The sequence below is a fragment of the Sphingobium sp. RSMS genome (genome assembly GCF_005406185.4).
Classification (GTDB): Bacteria; Pseudomonadota; Alphaproteobacteria; order Sphingomonadales; family Sphingomonadaceae; genus Sphingobium; species Sphingobium fuliginis.
In genome coordinates this window covers 1-23,025 of sequence record NZ_CM191258.1, presented here as the reverse complement: position 1 = coordinate 23,025, position 23,025 = coordinate 1, and the positions used below count along the sequence as shown (strand labels likewise).

At 66.1% G+C, this 23,025-nt stretch carries 17 protein-coding genes; 9 read left to right on the top strand and 8 right to left on the bottom strand.

Annotated elements, in window-relative coordinates:
• Positions 1-4 precede the first annotated feature (4 nt).
• Both EGM87_RS18305 and EGM87_RS18300 read left to right on the top strand, forming a co-directional pair.
• A complete protein-coding gene (locus EGM87_RS18305; protein WP_025551556.1) occupies positions 5-430 on the top strand; it encodes a TadE/TadG family type IV pilus assembly protein in 426 nt (141 codons plus the stop codon).
• Positions 431-546: 116 nt separating this feature from the next.
• Complete coding sequence (locus tag EGM87_RS18300; protein ID WP_025551554.1) at positions 547-1,080, top strand: hemerythrin domain-containing protein; 534 nt, start codon at positions 547-549, stop codon at positions 1,078-1,080.
• A gap of 291 nt (positions 1,081-1,371) precedes the next feature.
• On the opposite strand, the gene glf is transcribed toward EGM87_RS18300, so the two are convergent.
• Positions 1,372-3,618, bottom strand: a complete 2,247-nt coding sequence (gene glf / locus EGM87_RS18295; protein WP_137708688.1) for a UDP-galactopyranose mutase — start codon at positions 3,616-3,618, stop codon at positions 1,372-1,374.
• Between the two features lie 292 nt (positions 3,619-3,910).
• On the opposite strand from glf, the gene EGM87_RS18290 reads away from it, so the two are divergent.
• Positions 3,911-6,121 (top strand): SDR family oxidoreductase, encoded by a 2,211-nt coding sequence (locus EGM87_RS18290; protein ID WP_044661008.1) that lies wholly within the window; start codon positions 3,911-3,913, stop codon positions 6,119-6,121.
• A 233-nt stretch (positions 6,122-6,354) separates the two neighbouring features.
• Entirely contained in the window at positions 6,355-7,422 is a 1,068-nt protein-coding gene (locus EGM87_RS18285) for a cellulase family glycosylhydrolase (protein ID WP_025550482.1), read from the top strand.
• A gap of 141 nt (positions 7,423-7,563) precedes the next feature.
• Here EGM87_RS18285 and EGM87_RS18280 read toward each other — a convergent pair whose 3' ends face one another.
• Positions 7,564-7,776 (bottom strand): hypothetical protein, encoded by a 213-nt coding sequence (locus EGM87_RS18280; RefSeq protein ID WP_025550480.1) that lies wholly within the window; start codon positions 7,774-7,776, stop codon positions 7,564-7,566.
• 315 nt (positions 7,777-8,091) lie between these two features.
• Here EGM87_RS18280 and sorA point away from each other — a divergent pair, with 315 nt between their 5' ends.
• Positions 8,092-9,312 (top strand): SorA family sulfite dehydrogenase catalytic subunit, encoded by a 1,221-nt coding sequence (sorA, locus tag EGM87_RS18275; RefSeq protein ID WP_025550478.1) that lies wholly within the window; start codon positions 8,092-8,094, stop codon positions 9,310-9,312.
• Complete coding sequence (gene sorB / locus EGM87_RS18270; protein ID WP_007684475.1) at positions 9,309-9,623, top strand: SorB family sulfite dehydrogenase c-type cytochrome subunit; 315 nt, start codon at positions 9,309-9,311, stop codon at positions 9,621-9,623. The genes sorA and sorB overlap by 4 nt, the downstream gene beginning before the upstream one ends.
• A 77-nt stretch (positions 9,624-9,700) precedes the next feature.
• Here the strand turns inward: sorB and EGM87_RS18265 are convergent, their stop codons facing one another.
• The 5 genes from EGM87_RS18265 to EGM87_RS18245 form a co-directional block, all read right to left on the bottom strand.
• On the bottom strand, positions 9,701-10,699 hold the full coding sequence (locus EGM87_RS18265; protein WP_025550476.1) for a ParB/RepB/Spo0J family partition protein: 999 nt from the start codon (positions 10,697-10,699) through the stop codon (positions 9,701-9,703).
• 94 nt (positions 10,700-10,793) lie between these two features.
• Complete coding sequence (locus EGM87_RS18260) at positions 10,794-12,011, bottom strand: autotransporter outer membrane beta-barrel domain-containing protein (RefSeq protein ID WP_137708689.1); 1,218 nt, start codon at positions 12,009-12,011, stop codon at positions 10,794-10,796.
• A gap of 190 nt (positions 12,012-12,201) precedes the next feature.
• Entirely contained in the window at positions 12,202-13,710 is a 1,509-nt protein-coding gene (locus EGM87_RS18255; protein WP_037483438.1) for a hypothetical protein, read from the bottom strand.
• A 583-nt stretch (positions 13,711-14,293) separates the two neighbouring features.
• A complete protein-coding gene (locus tag EGM87_RS18250) occupies positions 14,294-14,854 on the bottom strand; it encodes a 2OG-Fe(II) oxygenase (protein ID WP_025550470.1) in 561 nt (186 codons plus the stop codon).
• A 47-nt stretch (positions 14,855-14,901) separates the two neighbouring features.
• Entirely contained in the window at positions 14,902-16,581 is a 1,680-nt protein-coding gene (locus EGM87_RS18245; RefSeq protein WP_229742688.1) for a ShlB/FhaC/HecB family hemolysin secretion/activation protein, read from the bottom strand.
• 464 nt (positions 16,582-17,045) lie between these two features.
• On the opposite strand from EGM87_RS18245, the gene EGM87_RS18240 reads away from it, so the two are divergent.
• The 3 genes from EGM87_RS18240 (at position 17,046) to EGM87_RS18230 (ending at position 21,039) form a co-directional block, all read left to right on the top strand.
• Positions 17,046-17,321 carry an HU family DNA-binding protein gene (locus EGM87_RS18240; protein ID WP_007684484.1) on the top strand — a complete coding sequence of 92 codons (276 nt, stop codon included), beginning with the start codon at positions 17,046-17,048 and terminating at the stop codon, positions 17,319-17,321.
• Between the two features lie 759 nt (positions 17,322-18,080).
• Positions 18,081-18,953: a Ros/MucR family transcriptional regulator gene (locus tag EGM87_RS18235; protein WP_037483436.1), complete on the top strand. Its 873-nt coding sequence runs from the start codon at positions 18,081-18,083 to the stop codon at positions 18,951-18,953.
• 1,156 nt (positions 18,954-20,109) lie between these two features.
• Positions 20,110-21,039 (top strand): hypothetical protein, encoded by a 930-nt coding sequence (locus EGM87_RS18230; protein ID WP_044661011.1) that lies wholly within the window; start codon positions 20,110-20,112, stop codon positions 21,037-21,039.
• Positions 21,040-21,837: 798 nt separating this feature from the next.
• On the opposite strand, the gene EGM87_RS18225 is transcribed toward EGM87_RS18230, so the two are convergent.
• Positions 21,838-23,025: a replication initiator protein A gene (locus tag EGM87_RS18225; protein WP_025552294.1), complete on the bottom strand. Its 1,188-nt coding sequence runs from the start codon at positions 23,023-23,025 to the stop codon at positions 21,838-21,840.

The window sequence follows — 23,025 nt, the reverse complement described above, 5'->3', positions numbered from 1 at the left end:
CGGGATGCGCGCGGCGCGGCGGCTGCGGACATGCGAGCGGGGGCTGGCGGCGCTGGAATTCGCGCTGCTGGCGCCTGCGCTGCTGATGCTGGTCTTTGCGGTCGTGCTCTATTCCTTCTACTTCGCCGCGCTGATGGGCGTGCGCCATGCCGCGGTGGAGGGCGCCCGCGCCGCCGTGGCGGGGCTTTCCACGGCGGAACGCACGGCGCTGGCGCAGGGCCGGGCGCAGGCGGTGATCGGCGGCTATGGCACGCTGCTGGCGGCGGGGGGCGGGCCCGTCGTCACGGCAGGGCCCGATGCGACCGGCACGTTCCGGGTGCGGGTCAGCTATGACATGAGCGGCAGTCCGATGATGCGTTATGCGGCCTTCATACCCATGCCCTCCCCCACGGTGAGCGCCAGCATCGTCGTCACCAACGGGAGCTATTGAAGGGAACGCCCCTTAAACCTGTGTTAGCGGCCTTCCGCTTTGGCCCGCCGTCCAGGAACCGGGGGCGCGGTGCGGCGCTTGCATGGGAGTCACGCCCATGAGCAGAGGAGCATCCCATGTCCGTCATCGACAGGATCGTCGCAGCCGTCACGCCGCCGGAATCGGAAGAGGACCGCGCCCGCGCGCGGGAGAAGGCGCGGGCGGCGGCCATGGCGGGGGACTGGCTCGACCAGATCCTCCAGCACCACCAGCAGATCGAAATGGCCTTCAGCGAGGCGGAGGCGGCGATGGACGCATCCAGCCGGACGCGCGCCCAGAGGAAGCTCGCCGCGCTTCTGACCGCCCATTCCAGCGCGGAGGAGGCGGTCATCTACCCGCAGCTTTCCCACGGTCACAAGACGCATATGGCGATGGCCTATGAGGAGCAGCAGGCCGCCAAGGTCCAGCTTGCGCTGCTGGAAGCGCTCGATCCGCTGAGCGAGGATTGGAGCGAAAAGCTGGAGCATATCAGGGGCGCGGTCGCCCATCATGTCTATGAGGAGGAAAATGACCGCTTCCTTCATCTGAAGGAGGAAATTCCCCCGGCGGATCAGGAACGGATGACCGCGCGCTATCGGGAGGAGATGGCGCGTTACGACAGCGGGCTTTAGAGCCAATCGACATTCAGCCCTGACGGCCTGCAAATGACGCTTTTCCGTGCTTCCGGTGCCCACCTACTTTGAGTAGGCTGCGCGCCGGGTCACGGAAAACCGCCATTTTACCTTCGGTGGCCTTCGGCTCGGCTCGTCATCATCTGAATGTCGATCGGCTCTAGGGCGTTTTCCAGGCCGACAGGATCATCGGCCGACTTGGAGAGGGCGGTAGAAAAAAGACCTGAAGCGGCCGATCCGATATAATCGGCTCGGCCGCTTCAGGGTCGGTCCTGTCCAGCCTGTGGCGGGTCAGCCCGCCGAAGGGCGGGGCTGCGCGGCGGCGGCGAGGTGGGCGGGCACGGTGCGGATGGCGGGGGCCCTGGTCATCCGGCGGTAGGTCGCCAGCGCCTGTCCCACCACCTGGTCCATGTTGTAATAGCGGTAGGTGGCGAGCCGCCCGACGAAGGTGACGTCGGTCTGCACCATCGCCAGCGCTTCATAGCGTTTGAAGAGCTGCTGGTTTTCCGGCCGGGGGATGGGGTAATAGGGGTCGCCGTCCGCAGCGGGGAATTCATAGGTGATGCTGGTCCCCGGCACCTGCTGCCCGGTCAGATGCTTATATTCGGTGATCCGCGTGTGCGGCACGTCGGGGGACGGATAGTTCACCACCGCCACCGGCTGGAACCGGTCGACGTCCAGGCTGACATGCTGGAACCGGAGCGAGCGGTAAGGCAGCTTGCCATGGCGATAGCCGAAATATTCGTCGATCGGGCCGGTGAACACCAGATGATCGTGCGGATAGGCGTCGCGCGCCTCGCAATAGTCGACGCCCAGCAATATGTCGATATTGGGATGGTCCAGCATCCGTTCGAACATGCGCGTATAGCCTTCGAGCGGCATCGCCTGGAACCTGTCGGTGAAGTAGCGATCGTCCTTATTGGTGCGCGTCGGCACGCGCGAAGTCACCGCCTTGTCCAGTTCCGACGGGTCGAGACCCCATTGCTTGCGCGTATAGCCCTGGAAGAACTTCTGGTAGAGTTCCCGGCCCACGGCGGAGATCACCACATCCTCCGACGTGCGGACGACCGACACCGGCTCCGCCTGCGCGGCGAGGAAGGCGGCGGCCTCCTCCTCCGTCCCCAGGTCCAGGCCGTAGAGCATGTTGAGCGTGGTCCGGTTGATCGGCATCGGCACCAGCAGGTCGTCCACCGCCGCCAGCACGCGATGTTCATAGGGCCGCCATTGGGTGAAGCGGGAGAGATAGTCGAATATCTCCTGCGAATTGGTGTGGAAGATGTGCGGCCCGTAGCGGTGGATGAGGACCCCGGCATCGTCCAGCTCGTCATAGGCATTGCCGCCGACATGCGGCCGGCGGTCGACCAGCAGCACCTTCCTGCCGCCGTCCGCGGCCAGCCGTTCGGCCATGACGGCGCCCGCGAAGCCCGCGCCGACGACCATCACGTCATAACGCCGCGGCGGGCCGTCCTTCCAGCTGGTGGGCGACACAATGGGATGGGCATGGGCGCCGCGCGAGATCGCTTCCCTGATGAGGCGGCTCATCTGCTGGAAACTCTTGTCCCAGGACATGCCGGCCAGCACCTTGTCCGCCTCCGCCAGCCAGTCGCCGCCCGAGCGGGACAGGGCCAGCGCCGCGTCGCAGGCGCGGATGAAGGCTTCGCCGCGCTCCGCGATGCGCACCGCGCCGATCCCACCGTAATGGCGGATGACGTCGGCGATCGGCGTCGACACGACCGGCTTTCCCGCCGCCAGATATTCGGGCGTCTTGGTCGGGCTGATGAAGCGGGTCGCGTCGTTGATGGCGAAGGGCATCAGGGCCACGTCCCAGCCCGCGACGCAGCCGGGCAGATCGTCATAGGAGCGGCCGCCCAGGAAATGGAGATTGGGCCGTCGCGGCAGGTCCGCCTCGCCGATCTTCACGACCGGGCCGACAATTTCCAGATCCCAGCCGGGGCGCGCATCGGCCAGCGCCGCCAGCAGTTCGACATCCATCCTTTCATCGACGACGCCGTAGAAGCCGAGGCGCGGGCGGGCGTCCTGCGCAGGTTGCGTTCGGGCGGAGCGGGCCTGGGCGAAATGCGCCGCGTCGACGCTGGAGGGAAAGGGATAGACATGGCCGTGCCTGTCCTTCTTCGCTTCATAGAGGCTGTAGCCGCCGGTGAACACCAGGTCGGCCTGGGAGAGCAGGCGCTGTTCCAGCGGCAGCAGTTCGGGCGGCGCGCCCCTGAAATTGGCCAGCTCGTCCATGCAGTCGTAGACGATGCAGTCGGCCATGACATGCTCCGAAAAGGGCAGCATCATGGGGGTGTAGTACCAGCGGACTAACGGGCCGGATTCGCCCGCCAGGAACAGGTCGAGCAGGCCCTTCAAATTCTCCCCATCCTGTTCGCGCGCGCCGTCGGCGGGCAGTTGCGGCGTGATGACGGTGACGCCGCTGGCGGCGCAGACGTCGATATGCAGGTCGGGCTCCGCCAGCTTTTCGACAAGGCAGGGTTCTTCCCAGAAGAGGACGCGGGACTGGGCGGCGAAGCGACTCATCAGGTGCTGGGGACGTTGAAAGACGAATTTCCACCGCAAATGACTGAAGCAGAGGATGGTATGCGTGCCGTTCGACGGAATTGATCCAGATTCATGCCAAGGGGAAGACTGGGGCTGGACCATTATATGCAACCTTTCTGCGGGATGAACATTGGTCAAACCGCGGCGGAGAACGATCCGTTCCTTCTTCTCCACTGATCCAGGTTGCTGGCATGTCGCAATTATCCTGCTTTCACTTGATCGAAGTTCAACGAGCCAAATAATCGCGCCCATCATTGCAACGGAGACCGGAATGACCATGCAGCCGCAGCTATGGGGTGGTCTGGAATGCACCGTGAACCGCGTCCACGACAGTTACCGCGACCAGATCCGCGCGACAGGGCATCAGGATCGGGCGGACGACCTGGACCGGCTGGCGACGCTGGGCATCCGGGCGATCCGCTATCCCGTCCTGTGGGAGAGGGTCAGCCCGCGCGATCCGGACGAGCGCGACTGGCAATGGACCGACGAACGGTTGAAGCGGCTGCGCGACCTTGACATCCGCGTCATCGCCGGGCTGGTCCATCATGGCAGCGGCCCGGCCCATACCGGCCTGCTGGACGAGGGGTTCGCCGCCGGGCTGGCGCGTCATGCCGGGGCGGCGGCGGAGCGCTATCCGTGGATCGCCGACTGGACGCCGGTCAACGAGCCGCTGACCACCGCCCGCTTTTCCGCCCTGTACGGCCATTGGTATCCGCATCACCGGTCCGAACCATCCTTCTGGCTGGCGCTGTTGAACCAGACCGACGCCATTCGCCTGTCGATGCGGGCCATCCGCCGCGTCAGTCCCGGCGCGCGGCTGATCCAGACCGACGATCTGGGCCGCACCTATGCCACCGCCTCCCTTCGGGAACAGGCGGGGTTCGACAATCTGCGCCGCTGGGCGAGCTGGGACCTGCTCTGCGGCATGATGACGCGCGAGCATCCGCTGTGGGAGCGCCTTTCGGGCTTCGGCTTCGCGGACCGGCTGCGCGCCATTGCCGACGATCCCTGTCCGCCCGACGTCATCGGCATCAACCATTATCTGACGAGCGACCGCTTCCTCGACCATCGGCTTCACCGCTATCCCGGGCATAGCCATGGCGGCAGCGACACGCAGCTTTATGCCGATGTGGAAGCCATCCGCGTGCTGGAGCCGCCGCCCCAGGGGCTGGAGGGTGCGCTGCGCGAGGCATGGGCGCGCTATGGGCGGCCGCTGGCCGTCACCGAGGTCCATAATGGCTGCACGCGGGAGGAGCAGTTGCGCTGGATCGCGCAGGCCTGGGACGTCGCCGGCCGATTGTGCGCCGAGGGGATAAAGGTCGAGGCGGTCACCCTCTGGTCGCTGCTGGGCAGTTCGGGGTGGAACAGCCTGCTGACGCAGCCGGGTCATTATGAGCCGGGGCTGTGGGACGTCAGCAGCGGAACGCCGCGCGCCACGGCGCTGCTGCCTCTGGCGCGGGCGCTGGCGCGCGGGGGCGAGCGCCCGATGCTGGCGGAGGGCGCCGGCTGGTGGCAGCGCCCCGTGCGGATCGCCCATCCCGGCGTGGCGCGCCCCGCATCGATGAAGGCGCATCTGGCCGGGCGTTTGCATCCCTCTCCGGCCCGTCTCTCTCCGGCACGGCCGCTGCTGATATGCGGCGCGACGGGGACGCTGGGGCGGGCGATGGCGCGCGCCTGCGCGTTGCGGAACATTCCCTTCGTCCTCACGTCGCGGGGGGAACTGGACCTGTCGGCGCCGGGGACGATCGCCGCCGCGCTCGACCGCATCGCGCCCTGGGGCGTCGTCAACGCCGCCGGCTGGGTCCGGGTGGACGAGGCCGAAACGGCACGCGACGCCTGCCTGACCGCCAATGCGCGGGGGGCCGTGGCGCTGGCGAAGGCATGCGGGGATCGCGGCATCGCGTCGCTTTCCTTCTCCAGCGATCTCGTCTTCGATGGGGAGAAGGGCGCGCCCTATGTGGAGGATGACGCGGCCGCACCGCGCAATTGCTATGGCCTCAGCAAGGCGGAGATGGAGGAAGGGATCGCCGCGCTTGGGGTGCCCAATCGCCACCTGATCATCCGCACCGCCGCCTTCTTCTCGCCCCATGACGATCATAATTTCGCGGTCGCCGTGGTGCGGGCGCTGAGCCGGGGGGAGACCATATTGGCGGCGGAGGACCTGATCGTGACGCCCACCTATGTGCCGCATCTGGTCGCGACGTCGCTGGACCTGCTGATCGACGGCGAGGTCGGGCCGTGGCACCTGACCAATGGCGAGGCGCTGTCCTGGGCCGATTTCGCCCGCCGGATCGCGATGCGCTGCGGCGGCGACCCCTCGCGCATCCGGGGCGTTCCCCACCGGACGCTCGGCTGGGTGGCGGAGCGGCCCGCCAATACGGCGCTGGCGAGCCGTCGAGGGGCGCCGCTGCATTCGCTCGCCACGGCGATCGATCATTTCGCGGCGCATCTGCCGGGGGAGATGGTCCGGGAAGCGGCGTGAGACCGCATCCCGTCCCATGCGGTTGGTCGTTTCGGACCTGTATTATTTCGATTTCATAATCAAAGGGCGCGTTTCCATACTATAACGATCATGTAACGAAGACGGGTTGGGACAATCTTCGAAAAGATCGAAATTTCCTCTTACTCAGATCATATTAATCTTCTTGTCCTATAGATGACCGATGTTAATGGCCGCCTTCAGGGTGACAGTAGAAGCGGGTCTTGAGCGGGTATATGGGCAATCGTTGGACGCCGGAAGCGGCGCATCGCTGGTTCGAACGGCAACCGTGGCTGGTGGGGTGCAATTTCACGCCCTCCAACGCCATCAACCAACTGGAAATGTGGCAGGCGGGCAGCTTCGACCTTGCCACCATCGACCGCGAGCTGGAGCTGGCGGCTTCGGTGGGGATGAACAGCGTCAGGGTCTATCTGCACGACCTGTTGTGGCTGGACGACGCGGCGGCCTTTCTGGACCGCATCGACGCCTTCCTTACGGTGGCGGATCGGCATGGCATCCGCGTCATGCTGGTGCTGTTCGATTCCTGCTGGCATCCCGAACCGGCGCTGGGGCCCCAGCCCCCGCCGCGCGAGGGGGTTCACAACAGCGGCTGGGTCCAGTCGCCGGGCGTCGCCGTGCTCCGGAATCCGGCCGAGCATGCGCGGCTGGAGGATTATGTGCGGGGCGTGGTCGGCCGCTTCGGGCAGGATGAGCGCGTGCTGGCCTGGGACATCTGGAACGAGCCCGACAATGGGCCGGAGGTCGCGCTGTGCGATCCCGCGGCGCTCAGGGCGAAGGCAGACCTGGTCGTGCCGCTGCTGGTCGCGGCGTTCGGCTGGGCGCGGGAAATGCAGCCGATGCAGCCGCTGACCAGCGGCATCTGGCTGGGCGACTGGTCGGCGCCCGACCTGCTCAGTCCGATCCAGCAGGCGCAGACATCGCATTCCGACGTCATCTCCTTCCACAATTACGGCATTGCGGAGGATTTTGCGCAGCGCGTCAAATGGCTGAAGACCATGGGCCGCCCGCTGCTCTGCACCGAATATATGGCGCGGCCGGCGGGCAGCACCTTCCAGGCGATCCTGCCGATCGCGAAGGAGGAGCAGGTCGGCACCTTCTGCTGGGGCCTGGTGAAGGGGAAGACGCAGACCCATCTGCCGTGGGACAAGTGGGAAAACCCCAATCTGGAGGGGCTGAAGGAAAAATGGTTCCACGATATTTTCGATGCGGACGGCACGCCGCATGACGAAAGCGAGGTGGCCTTCCTGCGGCTCATCAACCGGCTGGACGAAGTGACCGCCTGAAGGAGGCTCTCTTCCTGCGGGCGACGGCTCGGGAGAGGCGGCATCGAGAGACGAGAGCGTTTTCCGGGCAGGCAGAATCATCTGCTGGCCCGGAAAACGCGGTAGAACAAAGGCCGGGGGCGGCCGATGATTCTGGCTGCTCTATATGGGGTTGCGATCCACCTTGCGGAGCGCGTCCAGAATCTCGTCAATGGGGATCGGCCGATCGTGCCGCGGCGGGCGCCTGACGGCGGGATTGCCCTCCACGGCATTGGCGTCCGAAGCCCAGGATGCGAGGATCGCGCGCTTCACTTCAGGTTCCAACTGGGGATGATGGGCCACTTCGAAGGGGCCTTGAAAATGGGAGAGGGACATGGGCTTGCCTCCTTTCTTCCAATCCTCTCTTCCTTCCGGCGGCGACCGCCACGCGCCAAATTAGGGACAGGGCGGAGGCTGTTCAAGATGGTTTTGCGGGGCGGGGCTTCGCTAATGATGATCGTGCTTCCATCCTGCCGAGGCAGCTCCGCACCTCCCGGATTGACTGGCCCGCCGCCGCATCCTACCCACAGCGGATCGGCGTTGCCCGACCCTGGGGCGTCGGGGCGGCGAGAGAAACAAAGCCAGACCGCGCACCGGATCACCGGCCGCATTCCGATCATCAGAGTGCAGGAAGGTGCAGGCAGGACAGCCATGGCGGACGGACGGACCATGAACGGGGTGGATCGGCGCGGCCTTATCGCCGCCATGGCGGGGGCGATGTTGCCGGTGCCCGGCTGGGCGCGGGCCGGTGACGGCCACGCCGCCCTGCCCTTCGGCAATGGCGAGCGGCCCTTGGTCCGCTATCCGCAGAAGCGGGCGCTCATCGGCCTTACCGCGCGGCCGCCGCAACTGGAGACGCCGTTGGCGCTGTTCGACGGGCCGATCACGCCCAATGATGCCTTCTTCGTGCGCTACCATCTTTCGGATTTGCCGCTCGACATCGATGCGCGGCGGTTCCGGCTGGCGCTGGGCGGTCATGTCGAGCGGCCGCTGTCCCTTTCGCTCGCGGAATTGAAGCGCGACTTTCCCGTGCAGGAGATCGTCGCGGTCAACCAATGTTCCGGCAATGGGCGCGGCTTTTTCGAACCGCGTGTCGGGGGCGGGCAGCTGGGCAATGGCGCGATGGGCAATGCCCGCTGGCGCGGCGTTCCGCTTCGCGCGCTGCTGGACCGCGCGGGGGTGCGCGCGGGGGCGCGGCAGGTTGCGTTCAACGGGCTCGACAATCCGCAGGCCAACGGCATCCCGGACTTCATCAAGGCGCTGGACGTCGACCATGCCCGCGATGGCGAGGTGATGGTGGCCTGGGCGATGAACGGCGCGGACCTGCCCTTTCTCAACGGCTATCCGTTGCGTCTGGTCGTGCCGGGCCATTACGGCACCTATTGGATCAAGCATCTGCATGAGATCAACGTCGTGGACGCGGCCTATGACGGCTATTGGATGAAGACCGCCTATCGCATTCCCGACAATGATTGCGCCTGCGTCGCGCCCGGCGGCAAGCCGGACAGGACGCGGCCCATTGGCCGGCTCAACATCCGGTCCTTCCTCACCAGCCATATGTCCGGGGCGCAGGTGGCGGCGGGCAAGCCGGTGGCGCTGTCCGGCATCGCGTTCGACGGCGGATCGGGAATCGCGCGGGTCGACATCTCCGCCGACGGGGGCGCAAGCTGGCGGCAGGCCGAACTGGGCGAGGATCTGGGCCGCTACAGCTTCCGGTCATGGCGGTCGGCGCAGAGGCTGGCGCCCGGCCGCCATCGCATGCTCGTCCGCGCGACGGGCCGGTCGGGAGAGGTCCAGCCGTTCGATCCGCTCTGGCAGCCCGCCGGCTATATGCGCAATGTCGTCGAAGCCGTGGAGGTCGTCGCCCTGTGAAAGCGCTGCTGCCCATCGCCCTTCTCGCCGCGAGCGGCGCGGCTGCCGCGGGCTATCGCCTGCCCGACGAACGACCCATTGTCCTGCCGCCCGGCGACGGCGCGGAACTGACGGCGGCGACCTGTTCCGCCTGCCATTCGCTGGATTATGTCACCACTCAGCCACGCGGCAAGGGGGCGCAATTCTGGCAGGATAGCGTCGGCAAGATGATCAAGGTCTATGGCGCGCCGATCGAGCCTGCCGATGCCGAGCGGATCGCCGCCTATCTGGCCGCCACTTACGGCCGGAAGGAGGCCGCCGGGCCTTCATAGAGCGCCGGCATCAATGGTCGCGGGCTTTTTGCGTATACGCAAAGTCGCCTGTTGAGGCTCCGGAAACGATCGCGATCCTATTGCATGACGGGCGCGGCGCGGGCCGCGACGATGGTTTCGCGCAGCCGCGCCAGCAGTTCGTCCAGATCGGCATCCTCCGATATGCTGAGGTCGATGGTCAGGCCGCCGCTTCGACCGGGCCGGGGGCGGCCGATGCGCGCGCCGCCCGCGACGATCGCCATGTCGCGCGCTTCCTCCAAAGGCTGCGGCGTGGCGGCATCGCGCAGCCGGGCCAGCACCGTCGCGGGGGAAAGCATGCGGCCGCCATCCCGCGCGAGCGCCTGTTGCTGTTCCCCGATGGACTGCGCTTCGGCAATCATGCGCGCCCGCTGGTCCGGACGGCGCAGCAGCGGGGTCAGGATTTCGGAATAGCGCACGCGCAATTCATCGGGAGTGGCGAAGGCGTTCACCACCTCCTCCGGCAATTGCGCCAAGGCGAGCAGGCGGCTTAGCTGGCTGTTGGAAAGGGTGAGCGCTTCGGCCATGCGCGATTGCACTCCGCCGTAGAAGCGTTCGACCGCATGCTGATAGCTGCGCGCCCGGTCCAGTTCGCTGATGTCCGCCCGCTCGCGATTTTCGATGTCGGCAAGGCGGAAGGCTTCCTCGTCCGACAGGTCGACGACCAGGGCCGCCAGCCGCATTTCCGGCCGCCCATTATGGTTGAGCCAGTCCACCGCGAAACGGCGGCGGCTGCCGACCAGAAGCTGATAGGGCCGGTCCGAACCCGGCGGATTGAGGCGCACGAGGACGGGGATGCGGTTGCCGCCTTCGCTGGCGATGGAATCGATCAGCGACCGGCAGCCGTCCGCCGTCAGTCCCGGCTGGTCGCGCGGATTGCCGTCCCAGACCGAACATTCGTCCGGCTGGATCGAAATCGTGCCGCGCGATCCCGGCCCCTTGTCCGCGAAAGGCGCGAGCCGCTGGTCGAGGCGGCTGAGCGCCTGCTGATCGGGCGGGCCCCTGCCGGCGGGTTCGTGGGAAAGGGTCGCCAATATGTCGCGGATGAAGCGGGCCATGGATCACTTCCTTTGCGTGAGCAGGCCCACGCAATAGCGGGATATGCACGATTGTGGCGCGGAATCCGGTTCGTTTCGGAGCAATCCCTTTTGCCTAGAAACGCCGTCCGACCGTCAGCGCCGCCGCGTGGACATGGCGGTCGGAACCGAACTCGCCCGCATAGCCCAGGCGGAACGTGGTGCGGTTGTTCCAGGTCGCGCTGATCCCGGCATTCACCAGGCCCGCGTCACGCGCCAGCCGGGTGGGACGCAGCGTGAAGATGGGCAAGTCGCGGGTGGCGAAGCGGGCCTCTATTCGGCTGTCGGGGCGGCTGCGCAGTTCGCGCTGCCATTGCGCCTCGACCGAGGGGCGAAGGGTCCAGCCGCCTTGCGTCGCATTGGCGGAGATGCGCGCGCCCAACGCGCCGCGAAGCGATCTGGTGCGGAAGGCGGCGACCTCCAGCGCGGCGGGTCCGCCATTTTCGACGAAGCCGCTGACATCGGCATAGCGATGGTGCAGGCCGGCGAAGGGCTGTATCCGGACCGGGCCTGCGCGCAGCATCGCGCCCGCCTCGCCCGATGCGGCCCAGCCGTCGCCGTCCACGGGCGCCACCAGCCGCCCGGTAAAGCCCGCCCAGCCGATTTGGCGCCGCAGCTTATATTCGGAGAGCGTATAGGCCGCCGTCGCGTCGACATAGAAGCGGCCGTCGCTATAGCTGGCATAGGAACCGATCTGGCTGTTGAACTGGCTGATGCGGGGGCGCCGCGCCGGGTCGAGCCGCGCATCGATGCCGTCGATGCCCAGGGTCGCGCCGACGATGAGGCCGGGCACGGGCTTCACATCGACGGCGAAGCGCAGCGACCGGCTGTCGGATTCCGCTTCGGGGCGGTCGACGCGCGCCTTATAGCTCGCCCGCTTTATCCCTCCGCTCAGCATCATGGTGATGGTGCGGTCGCCGCTGGCCGGAACATCGGCCGGCGCATCGATGGCGATGCTGCGCCGTTCGGCCAGCCAGGAGCGGATTTCCCGGTCGGCGGCGTCCATCGACCGGATCGACAGGCGGGGCAGCAGCGAATAGCTGCGCGGCGAGAGCTGGCCCAGCGCATCGGCACGCGCCGCGGCCGTCGGCAGGGCGTCGATCGATGCGAGCATGGCCGCGCGGTCGCCGCCGGGTGCGTGCGTCGCCGCGTCCAGCATCGTTCCCACCGCGGTTTCGCCCGGCGTTACGGCATAGGGCGCGTAGGGACCGGCCATGGCGGGCTGGGCATTGAGCAGCAGCAGGGCCGCAGCGCCATCGATCAGGCGGCGGATGAAGAAAAGGCGGTTCGGCAAGATGATATTCCCCTTTGGCGAAGATTTTTGCGTGAACGCAAAGCGTGCCGGCCTGCGTTCGGAATCGGTTTGAGGAGGCAGTGCGCCCACTGCCTCCTCGCCCCCGCCCTTCCCCCGGGGGCTATGGGGGAGAGCATCGTCGGCGTGCGGCCCGCCATGCATGAGGACCATGGCGGGCCGCGCCGCCGCGTCAGTTGCCGCCCCCGAGCAGCCCGCCGAGCAGGCCGGTCACGGGCGCCGTGGCGGAACCCGATCCGGTCGCCGGGGCCAGCGCGCCGTTCAGCAGGCCGGTGACGGGGGCCAGGGCATTGCCGCCGGTCCCCTCCCCTGCTCCCAGCAGGCCGCCGGCCAGGCCGGTCACGGGCGCGAGCGGGGAACCGCTTTCTCCTCCGGGCAGCGCCGGGGCCAGGCTGTTGACGGTGTCGAGCAGGGGCGCGGCGACGCTGTCGACCGTGCTGGTGGCGGCCGCGACCACGGGGGCGACGGCGCTGGTGACCTGAGTGACGGTCGCTTCGGCCTGCGGGCCAAGGAGACCCCCGGCCAGGTTGCCGACCGGTTGCAATCCGGCCTCTACCCCGGCCGCGGTCGTCGGCACGGCGATGTCGACCAGATTGCCCTGCGTCAGGACATCGACCGTCGCCAATTGTCCGGCAGCCGCGCCGCCGTCCGACGGCAGCAGGTTGACCCCGACAAGCGTGCCGGGCGTAGAGGCGCCGGTCAGGACATTGCCGCCGACATTCGCGCCGACAAGCGGTCCGCCCAGTGCGGCGGAAGGATCGCCGCCGACGCCGCCCAGAGCGCCGGTCAGGCCGCCCACCGCATTTTCGACCAGCCCCGTCACGGGCGCGAGGACGCCATTGTCGCCCACCAGCGGACCGGTGACGGGCGAAAGCGCGCCGTTGACCGTATCGAGCAGCGGCGTGGTGAGCTGGCCGACCGTCGAGGTGACGGCCGCCACCGTGGGGGAGAGACCGTCGGTGAGCTGCGTCACCGCTTCCCCCGCCGGTGCGCCGAGCAGGCCGCCTGCGAGCGTGCCGACCGGCGCCAGCCCCTGCTGCACGCTCTGGGGCGTGGTCGGCAGGGCGAGCTGGGCGACGGTGCCGTCGCCTGTCAGCAGATCGACGGTGGCCACGCTGCCGGTCGCCTGGCTGTCGCCCGGCAGGACGTTGACGCCGATCAGCGATCCGGGACCGGTGGGCCCGACCACCGGCAGATTGCCGATGGAAGCCCCGATGATCGATCCGCCGCTGGTGGGGCTGGTCGGACCGGTGGGTCCGGTGGGTCCGGCAGGACCAGTCGGGCCGCCGGGACCGGTGGGTCCGCCGGGGCCGGTCGGGCCAGTGGGTCCAGTGGGGCCGCCTGGGCCGGTCGGACCGCCGGGGCCCACGGGACCGGAGGGGCCGGTCGGGCCTGCTGGGCCGGTTGGGCTGGTGGGACCGGCGGGGCCGCCCGGACCCGTGGGGCCGCTGGGACCGGAGGGACCGGACGGGCCGGATGGACCCGAGGGACCGGACGGGTTGGTCGGGCCGGTGGGACTTGTCGGACCTGTCGGGCCGCTGGGACCGGAGGGGGACTGGCCGCCGCCCGCCCCTATGTCGAAGCCCACGCCGTCGGCGCAGGCGCTGAGCAAAAGAAGAGGTATCGCCGTGGCGCACAGCAGATAGTGCCGTCCCGACCGGACCGATCCATAACGTGGCATTGCAAGACTCCCTGTTTTCCTGCGAGCAGATCGCAACGGGAGCAAGTTAGGCCCGGCAGTCCTTATCGCCGCGTCAAGAAGAAACCGGTCTGGTCAGAACGGCCGGCTTTGCCGATATTGGTCCCGGTTCAGCGCGCAAAAGCCTGTTGCCGCCTGCGCAAAGCTGGTCGAAAGATCAGGGAATCCGCATATCCGGCGGCTTTTGGCGGCATCCTTAAGGTCCCTCGTCCGCAAAGCCGGGTTCAGGGCAAGCACATCGTCCTTCGCGGAATTGCTTCCGATATGGTCCATTTTCCTTCGAAGCGGCGACGGAAGGCATGGGTTGCGGCTGCGGTCGGCGCGCATCCATGCGGGCCGCGCCGATCGTGGTTCGATCGCCGGAAGATCAGAGATCGGAGGATCGGACCGTCAGCGGCGGCTTAGAGCCAATCGACATTCAGATGATGACGAGCCGAGCCGAAGGCCACCGAAGGTAAAAGGGTGGTTTTCCGTGACCCGGAGCGCAGCCTACTCAAGGTAGGTAAGCACCGGAAGCACGGAAAAGCGTCATTTGCAGGCCGTCAGGGCTGAATGTCGATTGGCTCTAGCGCCACCGGGGCCCTTCGATCCAGCTCACCAGGCTGCGGCGGACGCCTCTGGTCACCGGCAGGACGCGATGCTGGAGGAAGGAGGGGAAGATCAGCATGCTGCCGCGTGGCGCGAAATTGACGCCCGGCTGCTGAAGGCCGAAAAATTCGAAGGCGCCGCCCTCATACTCATCCGGGTCGGACAGTTGCACCACCACCGACAGCTTGCGGTCGAAGGGGCGGGAGGATTCCAGCCACACATCCTGATGCCAGTCATATTTGCCCTGAGCCCGCCCATGATATTCGGTATATTGCAGTTCATAGGGGCCGGCGATGTCGATCCCGAAATTGGTGCGGTTGGAAGAATGGACGAACTGCATCAGCCGGTCGACAATGTCCTTGTCGCGATGAACGTCCAGCCAGCTTATGGTGGACGAGCGATATGCATGATCGCTGCGCACCGCCTGCGCGAAGCCGACGGTCGCGCTTTCCGGCTGATAGAGCGCCGCGCGCTTGACGATGGCGTCGCATTCGGCCCCGGTCAGGGCCGAGGGCCATACCTCCCACACATTGTTCATGTCTTGCTTCCCATTTTCTTGTTTTTGCGTATTCGCAAAAGGACGGATCAAAATGCCCGCCCCACCCCGAAGAAAAACCGCGCCTTGCGGCTGAGGGTCGGGTCGGGCCGCTTGACCGGCACGGCCACTTCCGCGCTGACCCGCCATTTCGCGCCCAGGCCCAGCCGCAGCCCGCCCCCCGCCGATGCAAGGCTGTAGTCCCGCGCCGCGAGGCGGTAGGCGGGCCGCGCCGTGCCATGCGCCAGCGCACCGTCAAGCGCGACGAACAGCGCGCTGGCCTTCAGCACAGGCGACCGGGCGGGCAGCGACCAAGAGAGTTCGGCGCTGCCGGCAAGGGCCTGTTCCGCCGTCAGCGTTCCGGTGCGAAAGGCCATGCCCGCGCCCCGGCCGCCCAGCGGAAAGCGCTCCGTCACCGGAAGATCGTCTTTCGAATATTGGCCCTTGACCGAAGTCCGGAGGCTGAGCCTGCTGCTGATCCCCTTCACTGCGATGGCCTGAACATTGACCTTGGTGAAGCCGGTTTCGGAAAAGCCGGTGAAGGGCCGGGCGCCCAGCGCGTCGATCCCCTGGCTGACGACCGTGGAAACCGCATAGCCGTTCCTTGCGTCGGCGCGGGACCAGGAGGCCCCCAGGCGCAGCGCCCGCGACCGGTAATCCCCGAAGCGGATGTCGAGGAAATAATTGTCGCTGTCGATGCCGTCGAGGGACGCCGTGACGGACAGTTGGGACTTTGTCGACCGCAGCACGGGATAGCTGAGCGTCAGGCCGGCCAATGTCGCCTCACCCGTCGTCCTGCTGTCGCGCGAACGGGTTTCGACATGGGCGGCCTGCGCGGCCAGGGTCAGGCCATTGCTGCCGATGGGCGTGCTGTGGCTGAGCGAATAATATTGATAGCGGTCGGGATAGAAGGGCAGGTAGCCGGCGATGCGCGTGCTGTCGCCTTCGCGCGCAAGGCCGTTGACCGTGACCGACATCTGCGCCTGCACGCCCTGCACGACATTGCTGACCCCGCTATTGTCGATCGTGAGGCCGATCTGCACCTGCTTGCGCTTGACGATGAGGTCGATCAGGAGATCGCCGGGCGCGCCCGACTGGCGCAGCCGGGCGTCGACCGTCTGCCCCGGAATGTCGCGCAGCAGCGCCAATGTCCGTTCCAGACGGCTCCTGCGCAGCGGCGCGTCCCGCATCAGCCGGCGCATATGCGCGGCGATCAGCCCGGCGGGCATGCTGGGCGACATGCCCGCGAGGCGATAATCCCTGACCCGCCCCTCGACCAGACGGACGGTCAGGACGCCGCCGCCAGGCAGCTGGGGCGGAATGGAGACGGAATAGAAGGCGATGTCGCTCTTCGCATAGGTCGCACTGATCGCATGAGCGATGGCCTGGAGCGTTTCACCGGTCAGCGGCCGACCGATAAAGGGGGAAGTGGCGGCATCGAGCCGGGATTTGGGCAGCGTCGTTCCGCTATAGATAAGCCGCGTCAGCAGCGTCTGGGCCGCGGAGGAAGCCGCGGGCGCGACCTGGACCGAGGGCGCCGGGCGCGGCGCGGCGACAGGCGGAGGCGCGATCTGCGGTTCGAGCCGGTCGGTGCGGTCGCGGTCGATGATCGGGGCGGCGCTTTGCTGGCCGGGCGCTGCGTCCTGCGCCGCCGCAGGGACCGCCAGCATCAGCCCGAGGCCCACCGCGACCGCCCGCGCCGCGCGCCTGCACCACCCCATCCCCGCCATGCTCTGCCGCCACATCGTCCCACGCCATTCCGGCCGCAAGGGGCCGCCGTGCAGGAAGGATGGGAGAAAATGACGCGGCCTTCATCTGCAACCGCGACCGGATCGGTTCTATCCGCAAGCTTTTGTAAAAGGGCTGCGCCGGGCCAAAGTCCCGCCCTTGGCGGTCCACCCCCGGCACGGCGCGGGCGGGGCGCGCGACAATTGCGACCATTTTGGCGGAACAGCCGCCCGGAGGGCCCTTTTCACGGGCGAAATGCCTGCTCGTGCGGCGGATCGGAACCCGGGCGGAGGAGTTGCCGCCGGCGGGAAAGGCGGCCCGAAGGCTCCGGTCGGGGTCATTTTCCCATCCGAAAGCGCCAATAACGCGATTTTACTGCCGATTTTCGCTGTTCGCCGGTCGCAAAGGGGCTAGTTGAGTGCGAAGAGACAGGTTAAGACCATCCGTCCACGAAAGGGAGATCATCATGAACAATACTGAACTCGCCGAAGCACTGGCCGCCGACCATGGCCTGACCAAGGCCGACGCGCGCAAATATGTCGACGGCGTCTTCTCCGCCATCGCCGGTGCCGCCGCGAAGGGCGAGGAAGTTTCGCTGAACGGATTTGGCAAGTTCAAGGTCAAGGACCAGCCCGCTCGCGAAGGCCGCAATCCGTCGACCGGCGCCGTGATCCAGATCGCCGCCTCGAAGAAGCTGACCTTTACCCCGGCCAAGGCCGTGAAGGACCAGCTGAACGGCTGAAGACGATCTTCGGCGGCCGCGCCTGGCCGCCCAAGTCTTCATCGATGCAAGATCGGAAGGATCGGCCCGGACGAACGGGCCGCCATCCCTTCCTTGATCGAATGGCGCGCCCCTGTCGTACCGGCGGGGCGCGCGCCAGTCTGGCGGGATGGACCCCCGCCCTGCCCTTTTCAGACATATGCGCGATCTTTGCCGGGTGCGTCGCACGCGGCATGGACGTTCGTCGCGAAGCGTTCGCCCTGAACGATGCGCCGTCCGTGGCAGGGCATTCCGACATGGTGCGATATGAAGCCGGCGCCGGGAATTGCGCGCAACGCAATCACATCGCCGCGCTTCGCATTTGCCATTGGAAGTCCGGCGCGCCATTTGGCGGGTGCCTTTCAGGCATCCTCTCCTAAACTCAGTAGGCCGGTCGAAAGACCGGCCTTTTTTTTGTGCAGAACAGGTTTCGCTGTCGACAAATATTGTCGCCCGCCGGTCGAACACTGGTACTGGGCAGGCGAATATAGATGAGCGCCCTGCCTATGCTGTTCAAGGCGCCCTGCCTTCGCGCCGTTGACTGGCGAATGATATGGCGAAGATGGTTCCACCCCGGCGGACGGAATTGCGCGGTCAGGCTGTCCCATCTCGAAACAAAATGAGCTTGTTTGTTCCTGTTCGACAGCATGCGGACGGGCTGTCAAGTCGTTTCGGATTTACATTTAACGCAAAACCGCGCAAAAGGCCGCTTCTATTACTCAAAGATGGGAAGCGGGGCCAATGTCTGAAAACAACCAGCCTGACATCACGACGCTCACTGTTCAGCTGGTGAGTGCCTTTGTCTCCAACAATAATGTAGCGAGCGAAGGTCTTGCCGACCTCATTCGGACCACGCGTCTGGCCTTGACTGATGATCTTGCCGCAAAGCCCCAGGAGGAGGCGGCGCCGACTTACACGCCGGCCGTGTCGGTCCGCAAAAGCCTGTCTTCGCCCGAACATATTCTGAGCATGATCGACGGCAAGCCGTACAAGACGCTGAAGCGCCACCTGGCCAGCCATGGCCTGTCGCCCAATGACTATCGCGAACGCTATGGCCTGCCGAAGTCCTATCCGCTGGTCGCGCCCAACTATTCGGAAGCGCGGCGCGCCGTCGCGACGAAGCTTGGCCTTGGCCGCAAGCCGGTGAATGCCAAGAAGCCGGCCGAAGCGGCTCCGAAGGCGGCCGCTGCTCCCAAGGCTGCGCCTGCAACGGCAGCACCTGCAAAGGCAGCGCCTGCCAAGCCGGCGGCGGCCAAGGCCCCTGCGAAGACGTCCGCTCCCAAGCCTGCGGAAGCGAAAGCCCCGGCGGCAAAGGCCCCTGAGGCAAAGGCGCCCGCAACGAAGCCTGCCGAGGCGAAGCCGGTTGCTGCCAAGGCGCCCGCCGCCAAGGCTCCGGCTGCCAAGCCCGCCGCATCGCGCAAGCGCCTCTCCATCGCTACGCCATCGGCGCCCGCGCCGAAGAAGGACGCTGCCGCTCCGGCTGCTGCCAAGCCTGCGGAAAAGGCAGCGGCGGGAAGCAAGGCGGCAACGCCTGCCAAGGCGCCCGCCAAGGCCGCTCCCAAGAAAAAGCCGGCAGCCAAGTCCGCCAAGGCGCCTGTGGCCGAAAAAGCCTGATTGTACGTCTGGCCGGTTCGGACGATCCGGACCGCCGACCAAGATCACGCCCCGAACGACGCAAATGTCGTTCGGGGCGTTTTCCTTTCAAGGATGCGGCCGATGAGGGCTGGACTTTATTGATGGCGGCGGGGTCAAGGCTATCGGAAAATCGCGCTGTGCAATCGCAATTACCGGGAGGCGGCGAGAATGGTGGCAGCGGCTTGAACTGTTGATCTATCCATCTCCATTACCACAATTGAGACGCCCTTGCCTTGCGATGCAATGTTCGAGCTTTGCCAGCAATGCAAGATGATCCGATGGGTGAAAGTCTTCGCTGGATGATATCGCTCCGTGCCTCTCGGGATAACGGGCTCTTCGATTGGGATGCCCTATAATGGTCATGGACGGGCTTTGGTCGTGCCTGACTCCGTTTTGCGATTGTCAAAGGCCGGACGCCGGTGAAGATTGCTGCACTGGATCATGAATATATCCCATGATCCTCTGCGGGGACTTTCAGTTGTCCGGTCGATCAGGCGGTGCCCTTGCCTGCTCCCGTCGGGGGCGATCGAATATAGGCCGGGCGTGTTGCGGCATCCGTTCCTGTTCCTTTGATATGATGATGAGTTTCTCCGCAGCAGGTCATCGTGGGGTGAATCGATGCCGCCCTATCCATCGCGTGCGGCTCTATGACGTTCGCGATCCCCAGCAGGATAGGAGCTACGGCAGCCGGCGCATTGTTCCTGTGGGACGGGAGAACAGATCGATGGGCCTAGTGCCTAAAATTTGGGCAGGCTGGGAAGCTCTCTGAAAGGCAAAGGGCGGTGTCGATGAGCTTGTCTATATTTGACTGCCCACCGGTGCCTGACGGGCTTCCCAGGGCAAAATAGCACTATTTCCTCTTTTGTTCCCGTTTTGCGGATCGGTTGGATGCCCTCCCCTTTCGCCTTTACCCGACGGACGTGTCCGAGAGGGGCGTCGTCTTATTTCAGGGCTTTTGTTCGGGTCCCCACTTTGGATGTTCGATTGACGCTGGCGGGCGTTACTGCATTATGGCATAAGAAAGAGCGTGGCCATTCGCCGTCGATCAGACGGAGCAGCTGCCTTCCCCACCATCATAGCATATACAACCAACTCGCCTCTTTGGTTGTAGTCCATCTTGCGCTATCCATGGGAAATGCAGGATTTTTCAGCTTCGCCGGATCATGCCCTGCTTCTTCTCGGGCGGCTCGACGGGCGGCTTTGCAACAGCCCGGCGACCGATGTCTGGCTGGCCAGGGCAAGGCTGAAGGGCGCCTCCATGCTGTCGGGCTTTGCCGGCGTGCCGGTGTCGGTTGCGGAGCTTCAGAACTGGATTTGCGGGCGGACGCCGCCGCCGCGCCATAGCGAGGGGCTCAACGATCCGCTTTCCGTCGCCGCGCTCTTCCATTTTGCGCTGTCGGCAGGCGATGACCGGGACCCGGTCGCGCGCGCGACCCTCAACATCTCCCGCACCTTGCTTGACGACCGCAAGGAGGTGGGATTGTGGGCGCCCGAGGATCTGGTCCGCTTCGGCCCGGCGTGGCGCATGGCCCAGATGCTGCTGGACGCCCCCTACACTGCCGGCACCCTGCCGGCGGTCGCGCAGCGGCTGATCGATGCGAGGGGGAGCCTCGATACGCCCGTCACCGAGGGGCATCTGGTGACGACGGCCGACGGGCGGCAATGGCGCATCGATCCGCGACGGTTTGATATGGGCTGGGTGCTTGCCTGCCACCTTCCCGGCGCCTTCGTGGCGGCGGGGCTCAGCCTGCGTCACCTGCCCTGCCTTGTCGGGTTGCCGCGCTTCCTGCCGGACGATGCCGCTTCTTTGGCGGGAGAGATTGCCGCCATGGTCGCGCGCCAGGCGGCGCAGGGGTTGATAGAACTGGATCGGCTGGAGGCGAAGCTGGCTCGGCTGCCGGTGGAACTGGAGGTGACGCGGCGGAGCAAGGCCCCGTTGCTGATGCGGCTTGAGCTGGCCTATCCGGGGCTGAGCAAGATGGCGGTCGCGCGGCTGCTGGGCGTTTCGCACCAGGGCGCGACGAAACTGGTAGCGCAGGTCGAAAGACTGACAGGGCGGCATTAGACGGCGCTGCCCAAGGCTTCTCATCCAGTTTCTTGCCAAAAATATGTCTCGCCCAGGTTATAAGGTTTCTAGGAAAGTTAAAGAGTTACTGGGCGGGGATGCGGGAGGCGAATCGCCATAAGAGCACGAGTCGGCGTTGGATCGCTGTTCCCATAGGATCGTTGGTCCGTTCCTATAGTGTCGACGCTGGCGTTCCTGAAATGTCGGGGAAACGTTCCTAAAGGGGCGAAGGGTGTTCCCGGAGTGTCGAAGCATGCGATTTGCTGTTGTCGGTGGGTGGGGGATTGAATCATATTGGAGGGGGGTGTTGGAAAGGACGTTCAAATTCCGGGGCGGATTGAGGTCCGCTATCGGGGTGTTTGACGGGTTGTCCTTTCCCATCAGCGCTACCCGACACTTCGGGAACGCCCTCCCCGGCATTTCGGCGTTGCATGGGCATGGGGTGCGTCGGCTGAATTGCAGGGTCGGGATATGGCGCGAGTTTTGGGCCGGTTTTGGTCAAGCGGTTTGGCCTTTTGGGATGCGGCTCGGCATCGCAGGGCCGGTTTTCTGCTTGAAAGGATGTGACGACCTGCGTCCGGTTAATGCAGCGCGCTCTGGAGCGATTTCCAGGCGACCGGTTCCGAATCTGGCGGGAATCGCGGAAGACGGGGAATGTGGAGCGGCGACCTGATGGAATCGGAGCGAAACCCGCTCTGGAGCGCGCTGCGTTAAATCATACGCAGGCCGCGCGCTCCAGGCTTTTGTTGTCGTATCCTTTTAAGCGCAAAACCGGTTCCCGCTTTTGCGCACGATGCTCTAGAGGCGGTGGCGGTTCTTCTCGTGGAAGCGGCGGACGAAGCCGATGAACGCCTTCTGATAATTGACAGGCGTGCGGGTGGGGTCGGCTTCGAGCCAGTCGCGAAACTCCTGATGGAGCGTCTGATAGTCCCAGCCGGGATAGTCGGCGCGCAGGGTCGCCATGGTCGCGTCCGTGATCTCCCCGGCGCTGGCCTTGGCGGACATTCCGGCCAGGGTCCGGCGGATCATGCTGCCGGCATCGACCAGCATGTCGGCGTCGGTTGGTGCGGGGGACGGCGTTGTCTTGGGAGGGGTGGATTGCGAGGCCGTCGCCGGTCGGCGGGCGACGGTTGCCGGGAGCGGATCGGCCTGGGGGCGGCGGCGCATGCGGAGCGACGGTTCACGCTTGCCGTCGGGCTGTTCCAGTTCGACCGTATAGCCGGGCAGGGGATCGCGTTCGGCGATCTTGGCGATTTCGAATTTGAAGCGGCGATAGGCGCCTTCGGCCCCAGACTTTTCGAAGAGGGTGGGCATGGAGATGGCGAAGCCCCCCTCCCCTGCCCCGCCGGCATGTTTGCGCGCGACCTTGTAGAGCCAGCGTTCGCGGCCGCCGGTCAGGTCGAAATAGGCGCGGTCGATGCTGAGCACCCCGCCCTGCATCAGCACGCCTTCATAGAACCAGTTGCTGAGTTCGATGGTCATGCCGCGGGAGCGTTCGGTGCGTTCGTCGACCAGTTGGGTCCAGCCGTCGAGCCAGCTGAAGGTCGCTTCGCGGCGGTTTTCGGCGCGGATGTTGGTCTTGATCGTGGTGGAGACGAGCCGGTCGAGCGACTGGCCGAGCAGTTCATAGGCGCGGCCGGTCGTCGGGCGGTGGATGGCGCGCAGCAGGTCATAGGGCATGAGGTGCAGCTTGCGCGGGATGTCGTTGAGGCCGCGGCGCGCCATGTCGGCCAGGACGGAGGCGCAGTAGATCAGTATGTCGGCATCCCAGATGGTGGCCATGCCATAGTCCGGATTGGCCGAGACATGGACCCAGGCCTTGCCGTCGGGGGAGGTGTAGTCGATCGGCTTGACCCGCTTGGACTTGGCGAGGCTGAAGAAGGGGCGCTCCATCATCTCGCGCTGGTCGCGCAGGGGCATGTCCGCGATATAGGGGAGGAAGAGTTCGAACTGGTCGGTGATCTCGGTCCTGGAAGCGCGGGTCAT

Bases quoted from the DNA above. Each gene is read 5' to 3' on its own strand.
- EGM87_RS18305 (WP_025551556.1), top strand. From the start codon at position 5: ATGCGCGCGGCGCGGCGGCTGCGGACATGCGAGCGGGGGCTGGCGGCG.
- EGM87_RS18300 (WP_025551554.1), top strand. From the start codon at position 547: ATGTCCGTCATCGACAGGATCGTCGCAGCCGTCACGCCGCCGGAATCG.
- glf (WP_137708688.1), bottom strand. From the start codon at position 3,618: ATGAGTCGCTTCGCCGCCCAGTCCCGCGTCCTCTTCTGGGAAGAACCC.
- EGM87_RS18290 (WP_044661008.1), top strand. From the start codon at position 3,911: ATGACCATGCAGCCGCAGCTATGGGGTGGTCTGGAATGCACCGTGAAC.
- EGM87_RS18285 (WP_025550482.1), top strand. From the start codon at position 6,355: ATGGGCAATCGTTGGACGCCGGAAGCGGCGCATCGCTGGTTCGAACGG.
- EGM87_RS18280 (WP_025550480.1), bottom strand. From the start codon at position 7,776: ATGTCCCTCTCCCATTTTCAAGGCCCCTTCGAAGTGGCCCATCATCCC.
- sorA (WP_025550478.1), top strand. From the start codon at position 8,092: ATGGCGGACGGACGGACCATGAACGGGGTGGATCGGCGCGGCCTTATC.
- EGM87_RS18265 (WP_025550476.1), bottom strand. From the start codon at position 10,699: ATGGCCCGCTTCATCCGCGACATATTGGCGACCCTTTCCCACGAACCC.
- EGM87_RS18255 (WP_037483438.1), bottom strand. From the start codon at position 13,710: ATGCCACGTTATGGATCGGTCCGGTCGGGACGGCACTATCTGCTGTGC.
- EGM87_RS18250 (WP_025550470.1), bottom strand. From the start codon at position 14,854: ATGAACAATGTGTGGGAGGTATGGCCCTCGGCCCTGACCGGGGCCGAA.
- EGM87_RS18245 (WP_229742688.1), bottom strand. From the start codon at position 16,581: ATGGCGGGGATGGGGTGGTGCAGGCGCGCGGCGCGGGCGGTCGCGGTG.
- EGM87_RS18240 (WP_007684484.1), top strand. From the start codon at position 17,046: ATGAACAATACTGAACTCGCCGAAGCACTGGCCGCCGACCATGGCCTG.
- EGM87_RS18235 (WP_037483436.1), top strand. From the start codon at position 18,081: ATGTCTGAAAACAACCAGCCTGACATCACGACGCTCACTGTTCAGCTG.
- EGM87_RS18230 (WP_044661011.1), top strand. From the start codon at position 20,110: ATGCAGGATTTTTCAGCTTCGCCGGATCATGCCCTGCTTCTTCTCGGG.
- EGM87_RS18225 (WP_025552294.1), bottom strand. From the start codon at position 23,025: ATGACCCGCGCTTCCAGGACCGAGATCACCGACCAGTTCGAACTCTTC.